Source organism: Streptomyces sp. NBC_00726, assembly GCF_045161735.1.
Lineage (GTDB): Bacteria > Actinomycetota > Actinomycetes > Streptomycetales > Streptomycetaceae > Streptomyces.
The window spans coordinates 4911351-4927812 of sequence record NZ_CP108983.1 but is presented as its reverse complement, the minus strand read 5'-3'; the positions used below and the strand labels follow the sequence as shown (position 1 = coordinate 4927812).

Below are 16462 nucleotides of genomic sequence, written 5' to 3'. Positions count from 1 at the left end.
GGGCGGCGGCGGGGCCGTGATCGGGCGGTCGCTGACCACGGCGGCCATGACCAGGGGCGCGTCGCCGTCGCTGCGGCCGACGCTCACACCGACCCAGCGGTCCCCCGGTCCGGGCCCCAGTGGGTGTCCAGCTCCGCGACTAGGGCGTCGAGCCGGGCCTCGGCCGCGTCGGGGTCGTCGTCATCGCCGTCGGACTCCCAGAGCGGGACGGCCCGGAAACCCTCGCCGGTGGTCGCCCGCCACTCCCCCGTGTCCGGGTCGCCCCCGGCCGCGGTGGGGCCGGCGGCCGGGAGCGGGGCGGTGAGCAGGGCGGCCACCTCGGCGGCGGTGCGCGCGAGGTCGAAGGGCTCGCCGGCCCGGACGGTCACCGGGCGCACTCGGGGGCCGGGCCGCGTCCTTCCAGGACCAGCTTCAGGCCGTCCGTCAGGTCCTGGGCGGACGGGGCCGACTCGGGGTCCATCAGCCACTGGACCATGACCCCGGCCAGGAGGGCCTGGCAGAAGAGGCCGGCGACGCGGGCGCGCTCGGGGTCGGTCCCGGGGTCGATGCCGAGCATGTTCTCGGCGAGGCCGTTACGGCCCTCGCGCTGCGGGCCGACGAGGGCCTTCCGCAGTTCGGGGTCGGTGTGGATCCGGGAGACGACCTCCATCTGGAGCTGCCAGACCGCCCGGCTCTGTTCGAAGCTCCCGATCACCCGCTCCCAGGCGCCCCGGAACTGGTCGAGCGGCGCGGCCTGCGCCTCCGCCGCCCGCTCCCCCTCGTCCTCCTTGGTCGCGAGATCGCCCCACTCCTCCGTCAGCCTGAGGAAGGCGAGGTTGAGCAGCGCGTCCTTGGAGCCGTAGTGGTAGCCGATGGAGGCGAGATTCGTGCCCGACGCGGCCACGATGTCGCGCGCCGTGGTGCGCGCGTACCCCTTCTCCAGCAGGCAGCGCTTGGCGCCTTCGAGCAGATCCTCACGATGTCCCATGACAGCAGCGTACCCGGCATGCAGACGTTTGTGTAAGACGCGCGTCTACATACCGGGTGCGGCTGGGACCCGTGAGGTCCGGAAGGTCAGTCGGTGAGGTTCACCGAGCGGGCCGAGGCGGCGCCGATCTCCGAGGAGATCTCAGTGAGCACGGTCGCCGGGACGTCGTCGTCCACGGTGAGAACGACCAGCGCCTCGCCGCCCACGTCGGCGCGGGAGACCTGCATGCCCGCGATATTCAGACCGGCCTCGCCGAGGATGCGGCCGACCGTGCCGACGACGCCGGGGCGGTCCTCGTAACGGAGCACGATCATGTGGTCGGCGAGCGCCAGGTCCACATCGTGCTCACCGATCGCAACGATCTTCTGGAGGTGCTTGGGGCCGGCCAGGGTGCCGGAGACGGAGACCTCCTGGCCGTCGGCCAGGGTGCCCCGGACGGTGACCACATTGCGGTGCTCGGGCGACTCGGAGCTGGTGGTCAGACGGACCTCGACCCCGCGCTCCTGGGCGAACAGCGGAGCGTTCACGTACGACACGGTCTCGTCCACGACGTCCTCGAAGACGCCCTTGAGCGCGGAGAGTTCGAGCACCTTGACGTCGTGCTGGGTGATCTCGCCGTAGACCTCGACGTCCAGGCGGGCGGCGACCTCGCCGGCCAGCGCGGTGAAGATCCGGCCCAGCTTCTCGGCGAGCGGCAGCCCGGGGCGCACGTCCTCGGCGATGACGCCGCCCTGGACGTTGACCGCGTCCGGGACGAGCTCACCGGCGAGCGCGAGGCGCACAGACTTGGCGACCGCGATGCCCGCCTTCTCCTGGGCCTCGTCGGTGGAGGCGCCGAGGTGCGGGGTGCAGACGACCTGGTCGAACTGGAAGAGCGGGGAGTCCGTGCAGGGCTCCTTCGCGTACACGTCGAGACCGGCGCCGGCGACGCGGCCCTCCTTGAGCGCGGAGGCCAGCGCCTCCTCGTCCACGATGCCGCCGCGCGCGGCGTTGACGATGCGCACGGTGGGCTTCACCTTGTGCAGCGCCTCGTCGCCGATCAGGCCCAGCGTCTCGGGGGTCTTGGGCAGGTGCACCGTGATGAAGTCGGCGACTTCGAGCAGCTCGTCCAGCGAGAGGAGCTTGACGCCCATCTGGGCGGCGCGCGCGGGCTGCACATAGGGGTCGTAGGCGACGATCTTCATGCCGAAGGCGGACATCCGCTGGGCGACCAGGACGCCGATGCGGCCGAGGCCGACGACGCCGAGGGTCTTCTCGCTCAGCTCGACGCCGGTGTACTTCGAGCGCTTCCACTCGCCGTTCTTCAGGGCGGTGTTGGCCTGCGGGATGTGGCGCGCGGTGGCCACCAGGAGGCCGCAGGCCAGCTCGGCGGCGGTGACGATGTTGGAGGTCGGCGCGTTCACGACCATGACGCCGGCCTTGGTGGCGGCGGAGACGTCGACGTTGTCCAGACCGACGCCCGCGCGGGCGACGACCTTCAGCTTCTTCGCGGCGGCGATGGCCTCGGCGTCGACCTTGGTGGCGGAGCGCACCAGGATGGCGTCGACATCGGCGATGGCGGGGATGAGCTCGGCGCGGTCGGCGCCGTTGCAGTGCCGGATCTCGAAGTCCGGGCCCAGGGCGTCCACCGTGGCGGGCGACAGCTCTTCAGCGATGAGTACGACAGGTTTCGAGCTCACGTGAGTCCTCACAGATCCAGTGCGGACGGCCGTCCCGACGGCCGCAGGCGTGGAGGGGCTTGCCGCGTGGAAGACGCACGACACTGTGGGCCTGACGCGTGTATGTGGAGCAGTGTAGTCATGCGCGAGACCCCGATCAGCGCCCCTTCGGAAGGATCACCCGCACGAGTGCGTGGGCCCCGGGGGCGGGGGTGACCCGCCCCCGGGGCAGGGGTGTTACGCGTCCTCGTCGTTGACCCAGCTCATGAGCTTGCGCAGCTCGCGGCCGGTGGTCTCCAGGAGGTGGTTCTCGTCGGCCTTCTTGTACTCGTTGTACTTGGGCAGACCGTTGTGGTACTCGGCCATCCAGTTCTTCGCGAAGGTGCCGTCCTGGATCTCCGCGAGAACCTTCTTCATCTCCGCCTTCGTGGCGTCCGTGATGATCCGCGGACCGGTCACGTAGTCACCCCACTCGGCGGTCTCCGAGATCGACCAGCGCATCTTCTCCAGACCCCCCTCATACATGAGGTCCACGATCAGCTTCAGCTCGTGCAGGCACTCGAAGTACGCGATCTCCGGCTGGTAACCCGCCTCGGTCAGCGTCTCGAACCCGGCCTTCACCAGAGCCGCCGTGCCACCGCACAGAACGGCCTGCTCGCCGAAGAGGTCGGTCTCCGTCTCCTCGGTGAACGTCGTCTTGATCACACCGGCGCGGGTGCCGCCGATGCCCTTCGCGTACGAGAGAGCCAGCGCCAGGCCGTTGCCCGAGGCGTCCTGCTCCACGGCCACGATGCACGGAACACCACGGCCCTCCTCGTACTGGCGGCGCACCAGGTGGCCCGGGCCCTTGGGCGCGACCATGCAGACATCGACGTCCGCCGGGGGCTTGATGAAGTCGAAGCGGATGTTCAGACCGTGCCCGAAGAACAGCGCGTCGCCCTTCTTCAGGTTGCCCTTGACGGACTCCTCGTAGACCTGGGCCTGGATCGGGTCCGGGACCAGAATCATGATGACGTCCGCCTCGGCAGCGGCCTCGGACGGGGTCACCACGCGCAGGCCCTGCTCCTCGGCCTTCGCCCTGGACTTCGAACCCTCGTGCAGACCGACACGGACATCGACACCCGAGTCACGCAGCGACAGCGCGTGGGCGTGGCCCTGGCTGCCGTAACCGATGACCGCGACCTTACGGCCCTGGATGATGGACAGATCGGCATCGTCGTCGTAGAACAGCTCGGCCACTGGGTCTTCTCCTTGGTGTGCAGGTGTTGCGTCCCACCGTACGGCGGGGTGCGTCAGATACGTTTCGGGGTCTCGCCATACGAGCGGGGCGGCGGGACCTCTGGCTTTACGCCGAGCGGTCGAGGGCGCGCAGGGACCGGTCGGTGATCGAGCGCGCGCCGCGCCCTATGGCGATGGTGCCGGACTGGACGAGCTCCTTGATGCCGTACTGCTCCAGCATCTTGAGCATCGCCTCCAGCTTGTCGGCGCCGCCGGTCGCCTCGATCGTGACGGCCTCGGGCGAGACGTCGACGGTCTTGGCGCGGAACAGCTGGACGATCTCGACGATCTGGGAGCGGGTCTCGTTGTCGGCGCGGACCTTCACCAGGACGAGCTCCCGCTGGATCGCAGCGGACGGCTCGAGTTCGACGATCTTGAGGACGTTGACCAGCTTGTTGAGCTGCTTGGTGACCTGCTCCAGGGGCAGGTCCTCGACATTCACGACGATGGTGATGCGCGAGATGTCGGGGTGTTCGGTGGTGCCGACCGCGAGCGAGTCGATGTTGAAGCCGCGGCGGGAGAACAGGGCGGTGATCCGGGCCAGGACACCGGGCTTGTTCTCGACCAGGACGGAGAGCGTGTGCTTGGTGGACATGAGGTCGGTCTCTCTCTGTCTCTCAGTCGTCTTCGTTGTCGCCGAAGTCGGGGCGGACGCCCCGGGCGGCCATGACCTCGTCGTTGGAGGTGCCGGCGGCGACCATCGGCCACACCATGGCGTCCTCGTGGACGATGAAGTCCACGACGACCGGGCGGTCGTTGACCGAGTTCGCCTCGGCGATGACCTTGTCCAGGTCGGCCGGGTCCTCGCAGCGGATCGCGTAGCAGCCCATGGCCTCGGAGAGCTTCACGAAGTCGGGCACCCGGGTGCCCTTCGCCGCGTTGCCCTCGGTGTCGGCGCCGGAGTGCAGCACGGTGTTGGAGTACCGCTGGTTGTAGAACAGGGTCTGCCACTGGCGGACCATCCCGAGCGCGCCGTTGTTGATGATGGCGATCTTGACCGGGATGTTGTTCAGGGCGCAGGTGGTGAGCTCCTGATTGGTCATCTGGAAGCAGCCGTCGCCGTCGATCGCCCAGACCGTGCGGTCGGGCATGCCGGCCTTGGCGCCCATCGCGGCCGGCACCGCGTAGCCCATGGTCCCGGCGCCGCCGGAGTTGAGCCAGGTGGCGGGCTGCTCGTACTGGATGAAGTGCGAGGCCCACATCTGGTGCTGGCCGACGCCCGCGGCGAAGATCGTGTCCGGCGGGGCGAGCTCGCCGATGCGCTGGATGACCTGCTGCGGCGAGAGGCTGCCGTCCTCGGGGAGGTCGTAGCCGAGCGGGTAGGTCTCGCGCCAGCGGTTGAGGTCCTTCCACCAGGCGCTGTAGTCGCCGGTGTTGCCCTCGGTGTGCTCGGCCTGGACGGCCTGGACGAGGTCGGCGATGACCTCGCGGGCGTCGCCCACGATCGGGACGTCGGCGGCGCGGTTCTTGCCGATCTCCGCCGGGTCGATGTCCGCGTGGACGATCTTGGCGTACGGGGCGAAGCTGTCGAGCTTGCCGGTGACGCGGTCGTCGAAGCGGGCGCCGAGGGCGACGATCAGGTCGGCCTTCTGGAGCGCGGTGACGGCGGTGACCGCACCGTGCATCCCGGGCATTCCCACGTGCAGCGGGTGGCTGTCGGGGAAGGAGCCGAGCGCCATCAGGGTGGTGGTGACGGGCGCTCCGGTCAGCTCGGCCAGCACCTTGAGTTCGGCGGTGGCCCCGGCCTTCATGACGCCGCCGCCCACATACAGCACCGGGCGCCTGGCCTGGGTGATGAGCTTGGCGGCCTCGCGGATCTGCTTGGCGTGCGGCTTGGTCACCGGGCGGTAGCCGGGCAGGTCCATGACCGGCGGCCAGCTGAAGGTCGTCTTCGTCTGGAGCGCGTCCTTGGCGATGTCGACCAGGACCGGGCCCGGGCGGCCGGTCGAGGCGATGTGGAATGCCTCGGCGATCGTGTGGGCGATGTCCTCGGCGCGGGTGACCAGGAAGTTGTGCTTGGTGATCGGCATGGTGATGCCGCAGATGTCGGCTTCCTGGAAGGCGTCCGTACCGATGGCGCTGGAGGCCACCTGACCGGTGATCGCGACCATCGGCACGGAGTCCATGGCCGCGTCGGCGATCGGGGTGACCAGATTGGTGGCGCCCGGACCCGAGGTGACCATACAGACGCCGACCTTGCCGGTCGCCTGGGCATAGCCGGTGGCCGCGTGGCCCGCTCCCTGCTCATGGCGGACCAGGACATGGCGGACCCGGGTGGAGTCCATCAGCGGGTCGTACGCCGGGAGAATGCAGCCGCCGGGAAGACCGAATACCGTGTCGGCGCCCACCTCTTCGAGGGAGCGAATGAGGGACTGCGCACCCGTGACGTGCTCAACGGTGGCGGAGGGGGATCCGCCGGTACGGGCCCGCGGCTGGGGATGGTGGGCCCCGGTGGCCTGCTCGGTCATCGGCATACTCTTCTCGAAGCTGAGGTTTTTGCGAGTGTTTTACGACGTTTTGCCTGGTCCGGTGCAACAAAAAACCCCCCGTGCCGTGAGGCAAGCGAGGGGAGCGCGCCGGTGCGGTCCGCAGAGTGTCATGGAGTGACTCTGCTTCAGCCGACGCGCTTTCCAAGTACGAGAATTCGGGTGCGCATGGCATTGACCCTCTCTCCGACGCACGCGGGGTGTCAAGTGGGTGGGACGGGTGTCTCACCATGTGAGCGGCTGAGGGACGGGGCCGCACCGCCCGTGAGCACCTTCTGTGCGGGCACCCCGGCCGGCACCGGGTAGGTACCCCGGGCCAGGGCGCGGCGCAGCCGGTACTCGTCCAGCGGCCCGGAGAAGGCCGCGCCCTGGCCGTGCGTGCAGCCCATGGCGCGCAGGGCGAGGACCTGCTCCGGGACGTCCACGCCGTCGGCCACGGACTGCATGCCGAGGTCGCAGGCGATCCTGAGCAGCCCGCTGGTGATCTTGTGCAGCCGGGCCGACTCCACGACGCCCTCCACCAGGCCCCGGTCCAGCTTGAGCACGTCGATGGGGAGGCGGCGCAGGGCGTTGATCGCGGCGTATCCGCTGCCGAAGCCGTCGAGCGCGATCCGGACGCCCAGCCGGCGCAGCGCGGCCAGCCGTTGCTCCAGGTCCTCGAAGGAGACCCGGGGGTCGCTGTCCGCGACCTCGATCATGAGCGCCCCGGAGGGCAGCCCGTGCCGCGTCAGCAGCGCCTCGACGGAGCCGGCCGGGAAGCCCCGGTCGAGCAGCCGGCGGGCCGGGAGGCGGACGGACACCGCGGTCCGGTGGCCGGCCCTGGCCCGGTCGGCGGCCTGCTCGACGGCCTCTTCGAGGAGCCAGCGGCCCAGCTCGGTGGTGCGGTCGCCGTCCTCGGAGATCCGCAGGAACTCGGCGGGGGTGAACAGGATGCCCTGGGCGGAGCGCCAGCGGGCCTGGGCGGCGACGGCGGCGACCCGGCCGGTGGCGAGGTGCACCACGGGCTGGTGGAGGAGCGCGAACTCGCCGTCGCGCAGGGCGCCGCGCAGCCGGGTCGCCAGCTCGGAACGGCGGACCACGTCGGCCTGCATCTGCGGGGCGTACAGCTCGACGCGGTTCTTGCCGCCGGCCTTGGCGCGGTACATGGCGAGGTCCGCGTTGCGCATGAGGTCGTTGGGGGTGATGCCGGGCTCGGCGAAGGCGACGCCGATGGAGGCGGTGACGCGGACCTCGCCGTCACCGACGCGGTAGGGCTCGGAGAGCGTGAGGCGCAGCCGGTCGGCGATCTCGTGGACCTGGCACTCACGGGCGTCCTGCTCGCGGCCGGCGTCGCCGACGATGAGGGCGGCGAACTCGTCGCCCCCGAGGCGGGCGGCGGTGTCCCCGGAGCGGACGGACTCGTGGAGGCGGCGGGCGGCCTGGACGAGCAGTTCGTCGCCCGCCTGGTGGCCGAGCCGGTCGTTGGCCGCCTTGAAGCCGTCCAGGTCGATGAAGAGGACGGCGGTGCCCGCGTCGCCGGCGCGGCGGCCGGAGAGCGCCTGGCGGACCCGGGTGGTGAACAGGGCCCGGTTGGGCAGGTCGGTGAGCGGGTCGTGCTCGGCGTTGTGCTGCAACTGGGCCTGGAGGCGGACGCGTTCGGTGACGTCCCGGCTGTTGAGGAGCAGGCCGCCCTGGTGGCGGTTGACGGTGGACTCGACGTTGAGCCAGTCGCCGGAGCCGGACCGGAAGCGGCACTCGATGCGTGCGCTGGGCTCCTCGCCGGGCGGGGCGGCGAGGAAGCGGCGGACCTCGTGGACGACCCGGCCGAGGTCGTCGGGGTGGATGATCGAGGACAGCTCGGCGCCGACCAGCTCGTCCGCGTCGCGCCCGTAGACACCGGCGGCGGCGGGGCTGACGTAGCGCAGGACGCCGCTGGGGGCGGCGATCATGATGACGTCGCTGGAGCCCTGCACCAGGGAGCGGAAGTGGTTCTCCTTCTGGGCCAGTTCCTGGGTGAGGGCGATGTTGTCGAGGAGCATGATGCCCTGGCGGACGACGAGTGCGAGGACCACCGTGCACCCGGTGAGGACGACGACGCGGTCCACCCGACGGCCCTCGATCACGTTGTAGAGGATGCCCAGGGTGCAGACGGCCGCGGCGAGATACGGGGTCAGCGCGGCCAGTGAGCCGGCGATGGGACGGCCGGCGGCGCCCGGGGCGGCCGGGTCCGCGCACTCGTCCTCGGCCTGGACAGCGTTGTCCGTGTCGCGCGCGGCGCCCCAGGGGGCATACGCGAGGAGCAGCGAGCCGGCGAACCAGCCGGCGTCGAGCAACTGGCCGGAATGGTAGGTCTGGCGGAGCAGCGGCGAGGTGAACAGGGCGTCGCAGAGCACGGTCAGGGCGAGCGCGGCGATGGCGGTGTTGACCGCGGCGCGGTTGACGCTGGAGCGCCGGAAGTGCAGGGCGAGGACCATCGAGACGAGCACGATGTCGAGCAGCGGGTAGGCCAGCGAGAGCGCGGCACGGGCCACGCTGTCGCCCTCGATGTCCGCGACATGCGCGGTGTGGGCGAGGGCGAGGCTCCAGGACAGGGTGAGCAGCGAGCCGCCGATCAGCCAGGAGTCGAGGGCCAGGCAGACCCAGCCGGCGCGGGTGACGGGCCGCTTGGCGAGGACGAGGAGCCCGACGATGGCGGGCGGTGCGAAGCAGAGGAAGAAGACGTCGGCGAGGGACGGGCTCGGGACCCGGACCGCGCGCACGCACTCGTACCAGCCCCAGACGGCGTTGCCGCCGGCGGCCATCAGCGAGGAGAGCGCGAACAGCAGCCAGGCCGGGCGGAATCGCGGGTCGGCTACGCGGGCGAAGAGGAAGCAGGAGACGGCGGCGGCGAGGGCGGCGGCGCTGAGGCCGAAGTCCCCCATGAACAGGGCGACCCGGGCCGAGCCCCAGCCGGTGGCCGCGCCCACCGCGTAACCGCCGCAGACGAGGCCGAGGACGAGCTGCGGGAGCAGCGCGGAGGTGCGGCCCGCCCCGGACTGCCGGGCGAGGAAGGCTCCGCGGGTGCTCACCGGGGCGCTCACCGCGGCCCTCCCGTGGTCCCCGGCCGGCTGCGCCACCGGCTCACCGGGCCCTCCGCGCGCCGTCGTCGGCCTCGCCGTGTCGGATCGTTCGCCCATCGGCCGTCCATCGCCCGTCGCCCCCTCGCGTGTGGCTGGCTCCCCGGCGCCGTCCCTGCCACGGCGCGACACCCCTTTCGGGACGATACACCAGACTCGTCACTCAGGGACATAGTTCCTCTACTCTCCGTGACGACCTGCGGTGTTGTGGCCACTGAGGGGAGCCGGGCGCGCTCGTTGCGTGGTCAGCCGGTGGTGCGTACGACGTTCTCCAGCGGCTGCCCCGCGGCGAAGCGGGTGAGCTGTCCGGCGATCAGCCGCTTGGCACGCGGCAGGAACGCGGAGGTGCTGCCGCCGACATGCGGGGTGATGAGGACGTTGGGAGCATGCCAGAGGGGATGGCCGGAAGGCAGCGGTTCCGGGTCGGTGACGTCGAGCGCGGCGCGCAGCCTGCCGGACTCGAGTTCGGACAACAGGGCCTTGGTGTCGACCACTCCGCCCCGTGCGACGTTCACCAGAAGCGCCCCGTCGCGCATCGCGGCGAGGAAGTCCGCGCCCGCCAGCCCTTGTGTGGAGGCGTTCAACGGGGTGGAGAGGATGACCACATCGGCCTCGGGCAGCAGGGCCGGGAGGTCGTCGAGTGTGTGTACGGGGCCGCGTGCGGTTGTCCGTGCGGAGCGCGCGACGCGCGCGACCCGCGCGCACTCGAACGGCACGAGCCGGTCCTCGATGGCCGAGCCGATCGATCCGTACCCGACGATCAGCACGGACTTGTCGGCGAGCGCCGGGTAGAAGCCGGACCGCCACTCCTCGTCGTCCTGGCCGTGCACGAAGCCGGGGAACCCGCGCAGTGAGGCCAGGATCAGCGCGAGGGTCAGTTCGGCGGTGGACGCCTCGTGGACGCCCTTGGCGTTGCACACCCGCACGCCGGCGTGCAGTCCGGCGAGGCCGGGTTCGACGTGGTCGGTGCCGGCCGACAGCGTCTGCACGACCTGGACGCGGCTCATGGCACCGAGCGGCCGGACCGCGATCTCCATGCCCTTCATGTAGGGGACGACGTAGTAGGCGCAGTCGGCGGGGTCGGCCGGGTAGTCCTTCCCGCCGTCCCAGAAGTGGTACGTCAGACCCTCGGGAAGCCCGTCGATCTCGTCAGCGCGCAGGGGCAGCCAGACCTCGGGGGCGGGGGCGGAATGCGTGGTGGAAGTCATGGCCAGGAGGCTATGCGAAGCCCTCGGGAGCGCAGAGGTTAGGTTGTTGTGGGTGCGAGGGAGGGTTCGGGGAGTTGGAGCGCAGGAGTCTCGGTGCGGCGGCGCTCGCCGTGGGTGCGGTCGGTCTCGGCTGTATGCCGATGAGCTGGGCGTACAGCGCCTCGCAGCAGCGGGGCGACCGCGCGCTGCGGGCGGTCCACGCGGCCCTGGACGCGGGCGTCGATCTGCTCGACACCGCCGACATGTACGGCCCCTTCACCAATGAGCTGCTGGTGGGGCGGGCCCTCAAGGGGCGGCGGGCGAAGGCGTTCGTGTCCACCAAGTGCGGGCTCCTGGTGGGTGATCAGCACATCGTGGCCAACGGCAGGCCGGGTTATGTACGGAGGGCCTGCGACGCCTCGCTGCGGCGGCTCCAGACCGATGTGATCGACCTCTACCAGCTCCACCGCGCCGACCCCGAGGTGCCCGTCGAGGAGACCTGGGGCGCGATGGCGGAGCTGGTGGGCGCGGGCAAGGTGCGGGCGCTGGGGCTGTGCGCGGTCGGTGCGCGGGCCGCGCGGCGGCCGGGTGCCCGGATGCATGACGGAACGATCCGGCAGCTGGAGCGGGTGCAGCAGGTCTTCCCGGTCAGCGCGGTGCAGGCGGAGCTGTCGGTGTGGTCGCCGCAGGCGCTGGAGTCGCTGCTGCCGTGGTGCGCGGACCGGGGCGTCGGCTTCCTGGCCGCGATGCCGCTGGGCAACGGCTTCCTGACGGGGACGCTGACACCGGGCCAGGGGTTCGAGCCGGAGGACCTGAGGGCCCGGCACCCCCGCTTCACGGCCGAGATGATGGCGGCGAACCAGCCGCTGGTGGTGGGGCTGCGCCGGGTCGCCGAGCGGCACGGGGCGACACCCGCGCAGGTCGCCCTGGCCTGGGTGCTGCACCAGGGCCCCCAGGTGGTGCCGGTGCCCGGCACCAAGCGGGCGGACTGGGCGGTGGAGAACGCGGGCGCGGCGGGGCTGACCCTGACGGAACGGGACCTGGCGGAGATCGACCGGCTGCCGGCGCCGCGCGAGTCCTGGGACTAGGGCCTGTCTGACAATTCGCGTCGTCCGCCCGGAGGGCGGGCCGGGCGGCGTCAGGCGGGTGCTCTCGGCGTGCCGGCCCCAGACCCCTGTACTGGACGTACTGGGGTCTGGGGCCGGTGCGGCGAGAGTGCGTGCATGGCGCCGCCCGGCAGACGGGAATTGTCAGACAGGCCCTAGGGCCTGTGCGCCGGTCCGGAAAGCGCCCCGGTCGGAGCCGGCTCGGTGTAAGAACAGGGGACAGGCGGCCGTTGAAGGGACAGGGTGCGGTGGTGGGATCAGTGCAGGGCTCCGAGGGGCGTCGTACGGGGCACGGCGGGGGCGGTCCGGGGGCGCGGCGGGGCGCGGTGGCCGTGCTGGCGGCCGGGGCCCTGCTGATGGCCGCCGGGTGCGGCTCGCCGGAGGGCACGGGGAGTCCGGCGGGCGCGAGCTCTCCGGCGCACTCCCCCACCGCATCGGCCGCCGGGTCCGCCTCCCCGTCGCCGTCCGTCTCGCTCCCCCCGGCCGGCCGGCCCCCCGCCAAGGGCTCGGCGAAGGTGGTCTCGACGCTCACCGAGGGGCTGAACTCCCCGTGGGGGCTGGCCGCGCTCCCCGGCGGCGACCTCCTGGTGGGCTCCCGGGACAAGGGCACGATCACCCGGATCGACGCGAAGACCGGCGAGAAGAAGCTCCTCGGCACGGTCCCCGGGGTCGCCCCGGCCGGTGAGGGCGGGCTGCTCGGCCTCGCCGTATCGCCCGACTTCGGCACCGACCACCAGGTGTACGCGTACTTCACCACCGCGTCGGACAACCGCATCGCCCGCATGATCTACGACGAGAACGGCTCGCCCGGCCGGCTGCTCGGCGCCCCGGACACGATTCTGCGCGGCATCCCCAAGGGCCAGATCCACAACGGCGGCCGGATCGCCTTCGGCCCCGACCACGCGCTGTACGCGGGCACCGGCGAGACGGGCGACGACGGCCGCGCCCAGGACCAGAAGTCCCTGGCGGGCAAGATCCTGCGGATGACCCCCGACGGCGAGCCGCTGCACGGCAACCCGGAGGCCGACTCCGTGGTGTATTCGTACGGCCACCGCAACGTCCAGGGCCTCGCCTGGGACGCGGAAAAACGCCTGTGGGCCTCCGAGTTCGGCCAGGACACCTGGGACGAGCTGAACCTGATCGAGCCGGCCGGCAACTACGGCTGGCCGGACGTCGAGGGCACCGCGCACCAGAAGGGCTTCCACGACCCGGTCGCCCAGTGGAAGACCTCCGAGGCGTCGCCGAGCGGCATCGCGTACGTCAAGGGCTCCATCTGGATGGCCGGGCTGCGGGGCGAACGCCTGTGGCGCATCCCGCTCTCCCGCGAGGGCGGGGCCGCACAGGAGCCCCTGGCCGATCCGCAGGCTTTCCTGAAGGGCGAGTACGGCCGGCTGCGCACGGTCCTCGCGGCGGGCGGCGACAAGCTGTGGCTGGTCACGAGCGAGACGGACGGCCGGGGCACGCCGAAGCCGGGCGACGACAAGATCGTGCTGGTGCGGGTCACCTAGCCGCCGGACGCCTCACCGCTGCTCCGGCACCGGATACAGCCGCAACCGGTGCGCCAGTGCCGCGGCCTCGCCCCGGCCCGTTACGCCCAGCTTGGCCAGGATGTTGGAGACATGGACGCTCGCGGTCTTCGGGGAGATGTACAGCTCCTCGGCGATGCGGCGGTTGGTGAGGCCGGCCGCGACCAGGCGGTGGACGTCCTGTTCGCGTGGGGTCAGGCCGAAGGACTCCACCGCGGCCGCGGCGGCCCGTAGCTGTTCCTCGGAGGGGTCGCGGGCGGGGCCGGGCTCGTCGGAGACGACGACCGCGGGCGGGATCTCCTCGGGCTCGCCGGCCAGGGTGATGCGGGCGCGGCCGGCCAGCAGCTCGACGGTCTCGGTGAGCGGGCGGGCCCCGAGCCGGGCGGCGGTGGTGTGGGCGTCGCGCAGCAGGCCGGTGGCGGCGGCGCGGTCGCCGGAGGCGATGAGCAGGGCCTCCGCCCAGCGGTGGTGGATCTGCGCCAGCTCGTACGGGCGGTGCAGCGGGGTGAACGCCCGGGCGGCGCCCTCCCAGTGGTCCGGGGTGTCGGTGCCCTCGGCCCTGGCCAGCTCCGCCTCGATCAGGAGGGCGTAGGCGGACCAGACGGGGACGAGGACCGGCAGCCGCTTGAGGTGGCGCCGGACCAGGCCGAGGACGGCGGGGCGGCCCGGTTCGGTGGCGGGCAGGCCCCGGGCGTCGGCCTCGGCCGCCGCGACGGCGTGCAGCATGGGGAAGGCGTAGCGCTGGGTGCCGGTGGGGAAGCCCTCGGCGGCCTGTGCCTCGAAGGCGGCGCGCGCCTCGGGCAGCCGGCCCTGCGTCACGGCGATCTGGATGGCGTGGCGTACCGGGTTGATGAAGTGCTGGGGCTGGGGGTCGCTGGAGCCGAAACAGCGGCGGGTCAGCGCGAGTTGCCGTTCGGCCTCGGCGAGGTCGCCGCGGGCGACGGCGAGTTCGGTACGGCGGGAGGCGACCAGGCCCTGGGACTTGCGGGACAGCGACTTGCGGGCGGCGGCCTCCGTGGTGGCGGCGGCCTCGTCCCAGCGGCCCAGCGAGAACAGGGACATCGCCTGGTTGGTACGGACCCACGCCTCCATGTCCGCGACGCCGTGCTCGTGGCAGATGCGGATGCCGTGGTCGGCGGCGGCCACCGCTTCCAGGGAGCGGCCCATGGCCTCCAGGGTGGAGGGCAGGTTGATGCTGGCCCGGCCCATGATGTCGATGAGACCCAGCTCGTCGGCCCGGTCGCGCACGGTGTACATCTCGGCGATGCCCTCGTCCACGGCGCCCGCGTCCGCGTTGAGCCAGCCCCGGGTGAGGCGGGCGTGCAGCTCGATGTACTCGTCGCCGACGAGCTGGGCGTACTCCACGGCCCGTTCGGCGGCGGCCAGGGTCTCGGCGCCGGGGCGGTGCAGGGCGCCCCAGCCGGCCACCAGCATCAGGACGTCCGCGTGCACCGCGGACGGGGGCAGGCCCCGGACCAGGCGCTCGGCGGTGGCCAGCTCCTCCCAGCCGTCGCCGCGCGTGAGGTCCTGGACGAGGCGGGAGCGCTGGACCCAGAACCAGGCGGCGCGCAGCGCGTCGTCCTCGCCCTCCAGGATGCGCAGGGCCTTCTTGCAGATGGCGAAGGCCCGTTCGCGTTCCCCGCCGAGGCGGGCGGCGACGGTGGCCTCGGTCATCAGGTCGAGATACGTCAGCGGGGTCGAGGCGTCCCGCCCGCCGGTCGGGTAGACCTCGGCGTAGTCGATGGGGCGCAGGGTGCGGCGGACGTCCTCGGGGGCGTCGTCCCACAGTTCGAGGGCGCGTTCCAGGAGGCGCAGCTGTTCGGCGTAGGCGTTGCGGCGGCGGGCCCGGACCGATGCCTTCAGGACGGCGGGCAGCGCCTTGGCGGGGTCGTGCGCGCCGTACCAGTAGCTGGCCAGGCGGGTCGCGCGCTCGCCGTCGCAGACGAGGGCGGGGTCGGCCTCCAGCGCCTCCGCGTACCGGCGGTTGAGGCGGGAGCGCTCGCCGGGGAGCAGGTCGTCGCTGACGGCCTCGCGGACCAGGGAGTGGCGGAAGCGGTAGCCGTCGCCCTCCGGGGTGGTCAGGAGGAGGTTGGCGCCGACGGCCGTGCGCAGCGCCGCGATGAGGTCGTCCTCGCTGAGTCCCGCGACGGCGGCGAGCAGTTCGTACTCGACGGCGGAGCCGCCCTCGGCGACGATCCGGGCGACCTTCTGGGCGTCGGCGGACAGGGTCTCGACGCGGACGAGGAGGAGGTCGCGGAGCGATTCGGGCAGGCCGTCGCCGTCCCCGTCGCCGCACTCCAGGATGCAGGCCAGCTCCTCCACGAAGAAGGCGTTGCCGTCGGAGCGCTCGAATATCTCGTCCACCAGGGCGGGGTCGGGGGTGTCCGCGAGGATGCCGGCGAGCTGGCGGCGGACCTCGGACCGGGTGAACCGGGAGAGTTCGATCCGGCGGACGGTGCGGAGCCGGTCGATCTCCGCGAGGAGCGGGCGCAGCGGGTGGCGGCGGTGGATGTCGTCGGCGCGGTAGGTGCCGATGACGACGAGTCGGCCGCTGCGCAGGGTGCGGAAGAGGTAGGCGAGCAGGTGGCGGGTGGAGGAGTCCGCCCAGTGCAGGTCCTCCAGGACGAGGACGACGGCCCGGTCGGCCGAGATGCGTTCCAGGAGCCGGACGGTCAGTTCGAAGAGGCGGGCGGTGCCGAGCTCGTCGTTGCCGTCGCGGCCGGTCTCGCCGAGCTCGGGGAGCAGCCGGGCCAGTTCGCCCTCCTGGCCGGCGCAGGCGGCGGCCATCTCGTCGGGCAGGGTGCGGCGCAGGGCGCGCAGGGCGGTGGAGAAGGGGGCGTACGGCAGGCCCTCGGCGCCGATCTCGACGCAGCCGCCGACGGCGACGACCGTGTCGCGGCGGGCGGCGACGGCCAGGAACTCCTCCACGAGGCGGGTCTTGCCGACGCCGGCCTCGCCGCCGATGAGCAGGGCCTGGGGCGCGCCGCAGAACCCTCCGGCGGTGCCGGAGGGTTCCTTGGTGGCGCGGGTGAGCGCGCCGGTGAGCGAGTTGAGTTCGCCGGTGCGGCCGACGAACACGGGGCTGACTGACCTGGTCTCCACGTGGGCGAGCATCGCACACGGGTCCGACAGTGCGGACCGGATCAGCCGTGGGCCGAA

The 16462-nt window shown here is 72.2% G+C and carries 11 protein-coding genes; 2 read left to right on the top strand and 9 right to left on the bottom strand.

Features of this window, described 5'->3' with window-relative positions:
• Positions 1-83: 83 nt before the first annotated feature.
• The 8 genes from OG338_RS22190 to OG338_RS22155 form a co-directional block, all read right to left on the bottom strand.
• Complete coding sequence (locus OG338_RS22190; RefSeq protein WP_405938992.1) at positions 84-368, bottom strand: hypothetical protein; 285 nt, start codon at positions 366-368, stop codon at positions 84-86.
• A complete protein-coding gene (locus OG338_RS22185) occupies positions 365-967 on the bottom strand; it encodes a TetR/AcrR family transcriptional regulator (RefSeq protein WP_405938991.1) in 603 nt (200 codons plus the stop codon). Before OG338_RS22185 ends, OG338_RS22190 begins: the two co-directional genes overlap by 4 nt.
• An 86-nt stretch (positions 968-1053) precedes the next feature.
• Positions 1054-2646, bottom strand: coding sequence for a phosphoglycerate dehydrogenase (gene serA / locus OG338_RS22180; protein ID WP_405938990.1), 1593 nt, complete (start codon positions 2644-2646; stop codon positions 1054-1056).
• A gap of 216 nt (positions 2647-2862) precedes the next feature.
• Entirely contained in the window at positions 2863-3864 is a 1002-nt protein-coding gene (ilvC, locus tag OG338_RS22175; RefSeq protein WP_405938989.1) for a ketol-acid reductoisomerase, read from the bottom strand.
• A 106-nt stretch (positions 3865-3970) separates the two neighbouring features.
• Positions 3971-4498 carry an acetolactate synthase small subunit gene (gene ilvN / locus OG338_RS22170; protein WP_018102507.1) on the bottom strand — a complete coding sequence of 176 codons (528 nt, stop codon included), beginning with the start codon at positions 4496-4498 and terminating at the stop codon, positions 3971-3973.
• Between the two features lie 22 nt (positions 4499-4520).
• A complete protein-coding gene (locus OG338_RS22165) occupies positions 4521-6377 on the bottom strand; it encodes an acetolactate synthase large subunit (RefSeq protein ID WP_405938988.1) in 1857 nt (618 codons plus the stop codon).
• A 215-nt stretch (positions 6378-6592) separates the two neighbouring features.
• Positions 6593-9436, bottom strand: a complete 2844-nt coding sequence (locus OG338_RS22160; RefSeq protein ID WP_405938987.1) for a putative bifunctional diguanylate cyclase/phosphodiesterase — start codon at positions 9434-9436, stop codon at positions 6593-6595.
• Positions 9437-9729: 293 nt separating this feature from the next.
• Entirely contained in the window at positions 9730-10692 is a 963-nt protein-coding gene (locus OG338_RS22155) for a 2-hydroxyacid dehydrogenase (RefSeq protein ID WP_405938986.1), read from the bottom strand.
• Positions 10693-10766: 74 nt separating this feature from the next.
• Between OG338_RS22155 and OG338_RS22150 the strand changes: the two genes are divergently transcribed.
• Together OG338_RS22150 and OG338_RS22145 are read left to right on the top strand one after the other, a co-directional pair.
• Positions 10767-11759, top strand: coding sequence for an aldo/keto reductase (locus OG338_RS22150; protein ID WP_405938985.1), 993 nt, complete (start codon positions 10767-10769; stop codon positions 11757-11759).
• A 344-nt stretch (positions 11760-12103) separates the two neighbouring features.
• Positions 12104-13285, top strand: a complete 1182-nt coding sequence (locus OG338_RS22145; protein ID WP_405940500.1) for a PQQ-dependent sugar dehydrogenase — start codon at positions 12104-12106, stop codon at positions 13283-13285.
• A gap of 12 nt (positions 13286-13297) precedes the next feature.
• Here OG338_RS22145 and OG338_RS22140 read toward each other — a convergent pair whose 3' ends face one another.
• A complete protein-coding gene (locus OG338_RS22140) occupies positions 13298-16417 on the bottom strand; it encodes an AAA family ATPase (protein ID WP_405938984.1) in 3120 nt (1039 codons plus the stop codon).
• Positions 16418-16462 lie beyond the last annotated feature (45 nt).

Bases quoted from the DNA above. Each gene is read 5' to 3' on its own strand.
- OG338_RS22185 (WP_405938991.1), bottom strand. From the start codon at position 967: ATGGGACATCGTGAGGATCTGCTCGAAGGCGCCAAGCGCTGCCTGCTG.
- ilvN (WP_018102507.1), bottom strand. From the start codon at position 4,498: ATGTCCACCAAGCACACGCTCTCCGTCCTGGTCGAGAACAAGCCCGGT.
- OG338_RS22165 (WP_405938988.1), bottom strand. From the start codon at position 6,377: ATGCCGATGACCGAGCAGGCCACCGGGGCCCACCATCCCCAGCCGCGG.
- OG338_RS22155 (WP_405938986.1), bottom strand. From the start codon at position 10,692: ATGACTTCCACCACGCATTCCGCCCCCGCCCCCGAGGTCTGGCTGCCC.
- OG338_RS22140 (WP_405938984.1), bottom strand. From the start codon at position 16,417: ATGCTCGCCCACGTGGAGACCAGGTCAGTCAGCCCCGTGTTCGTCGGC.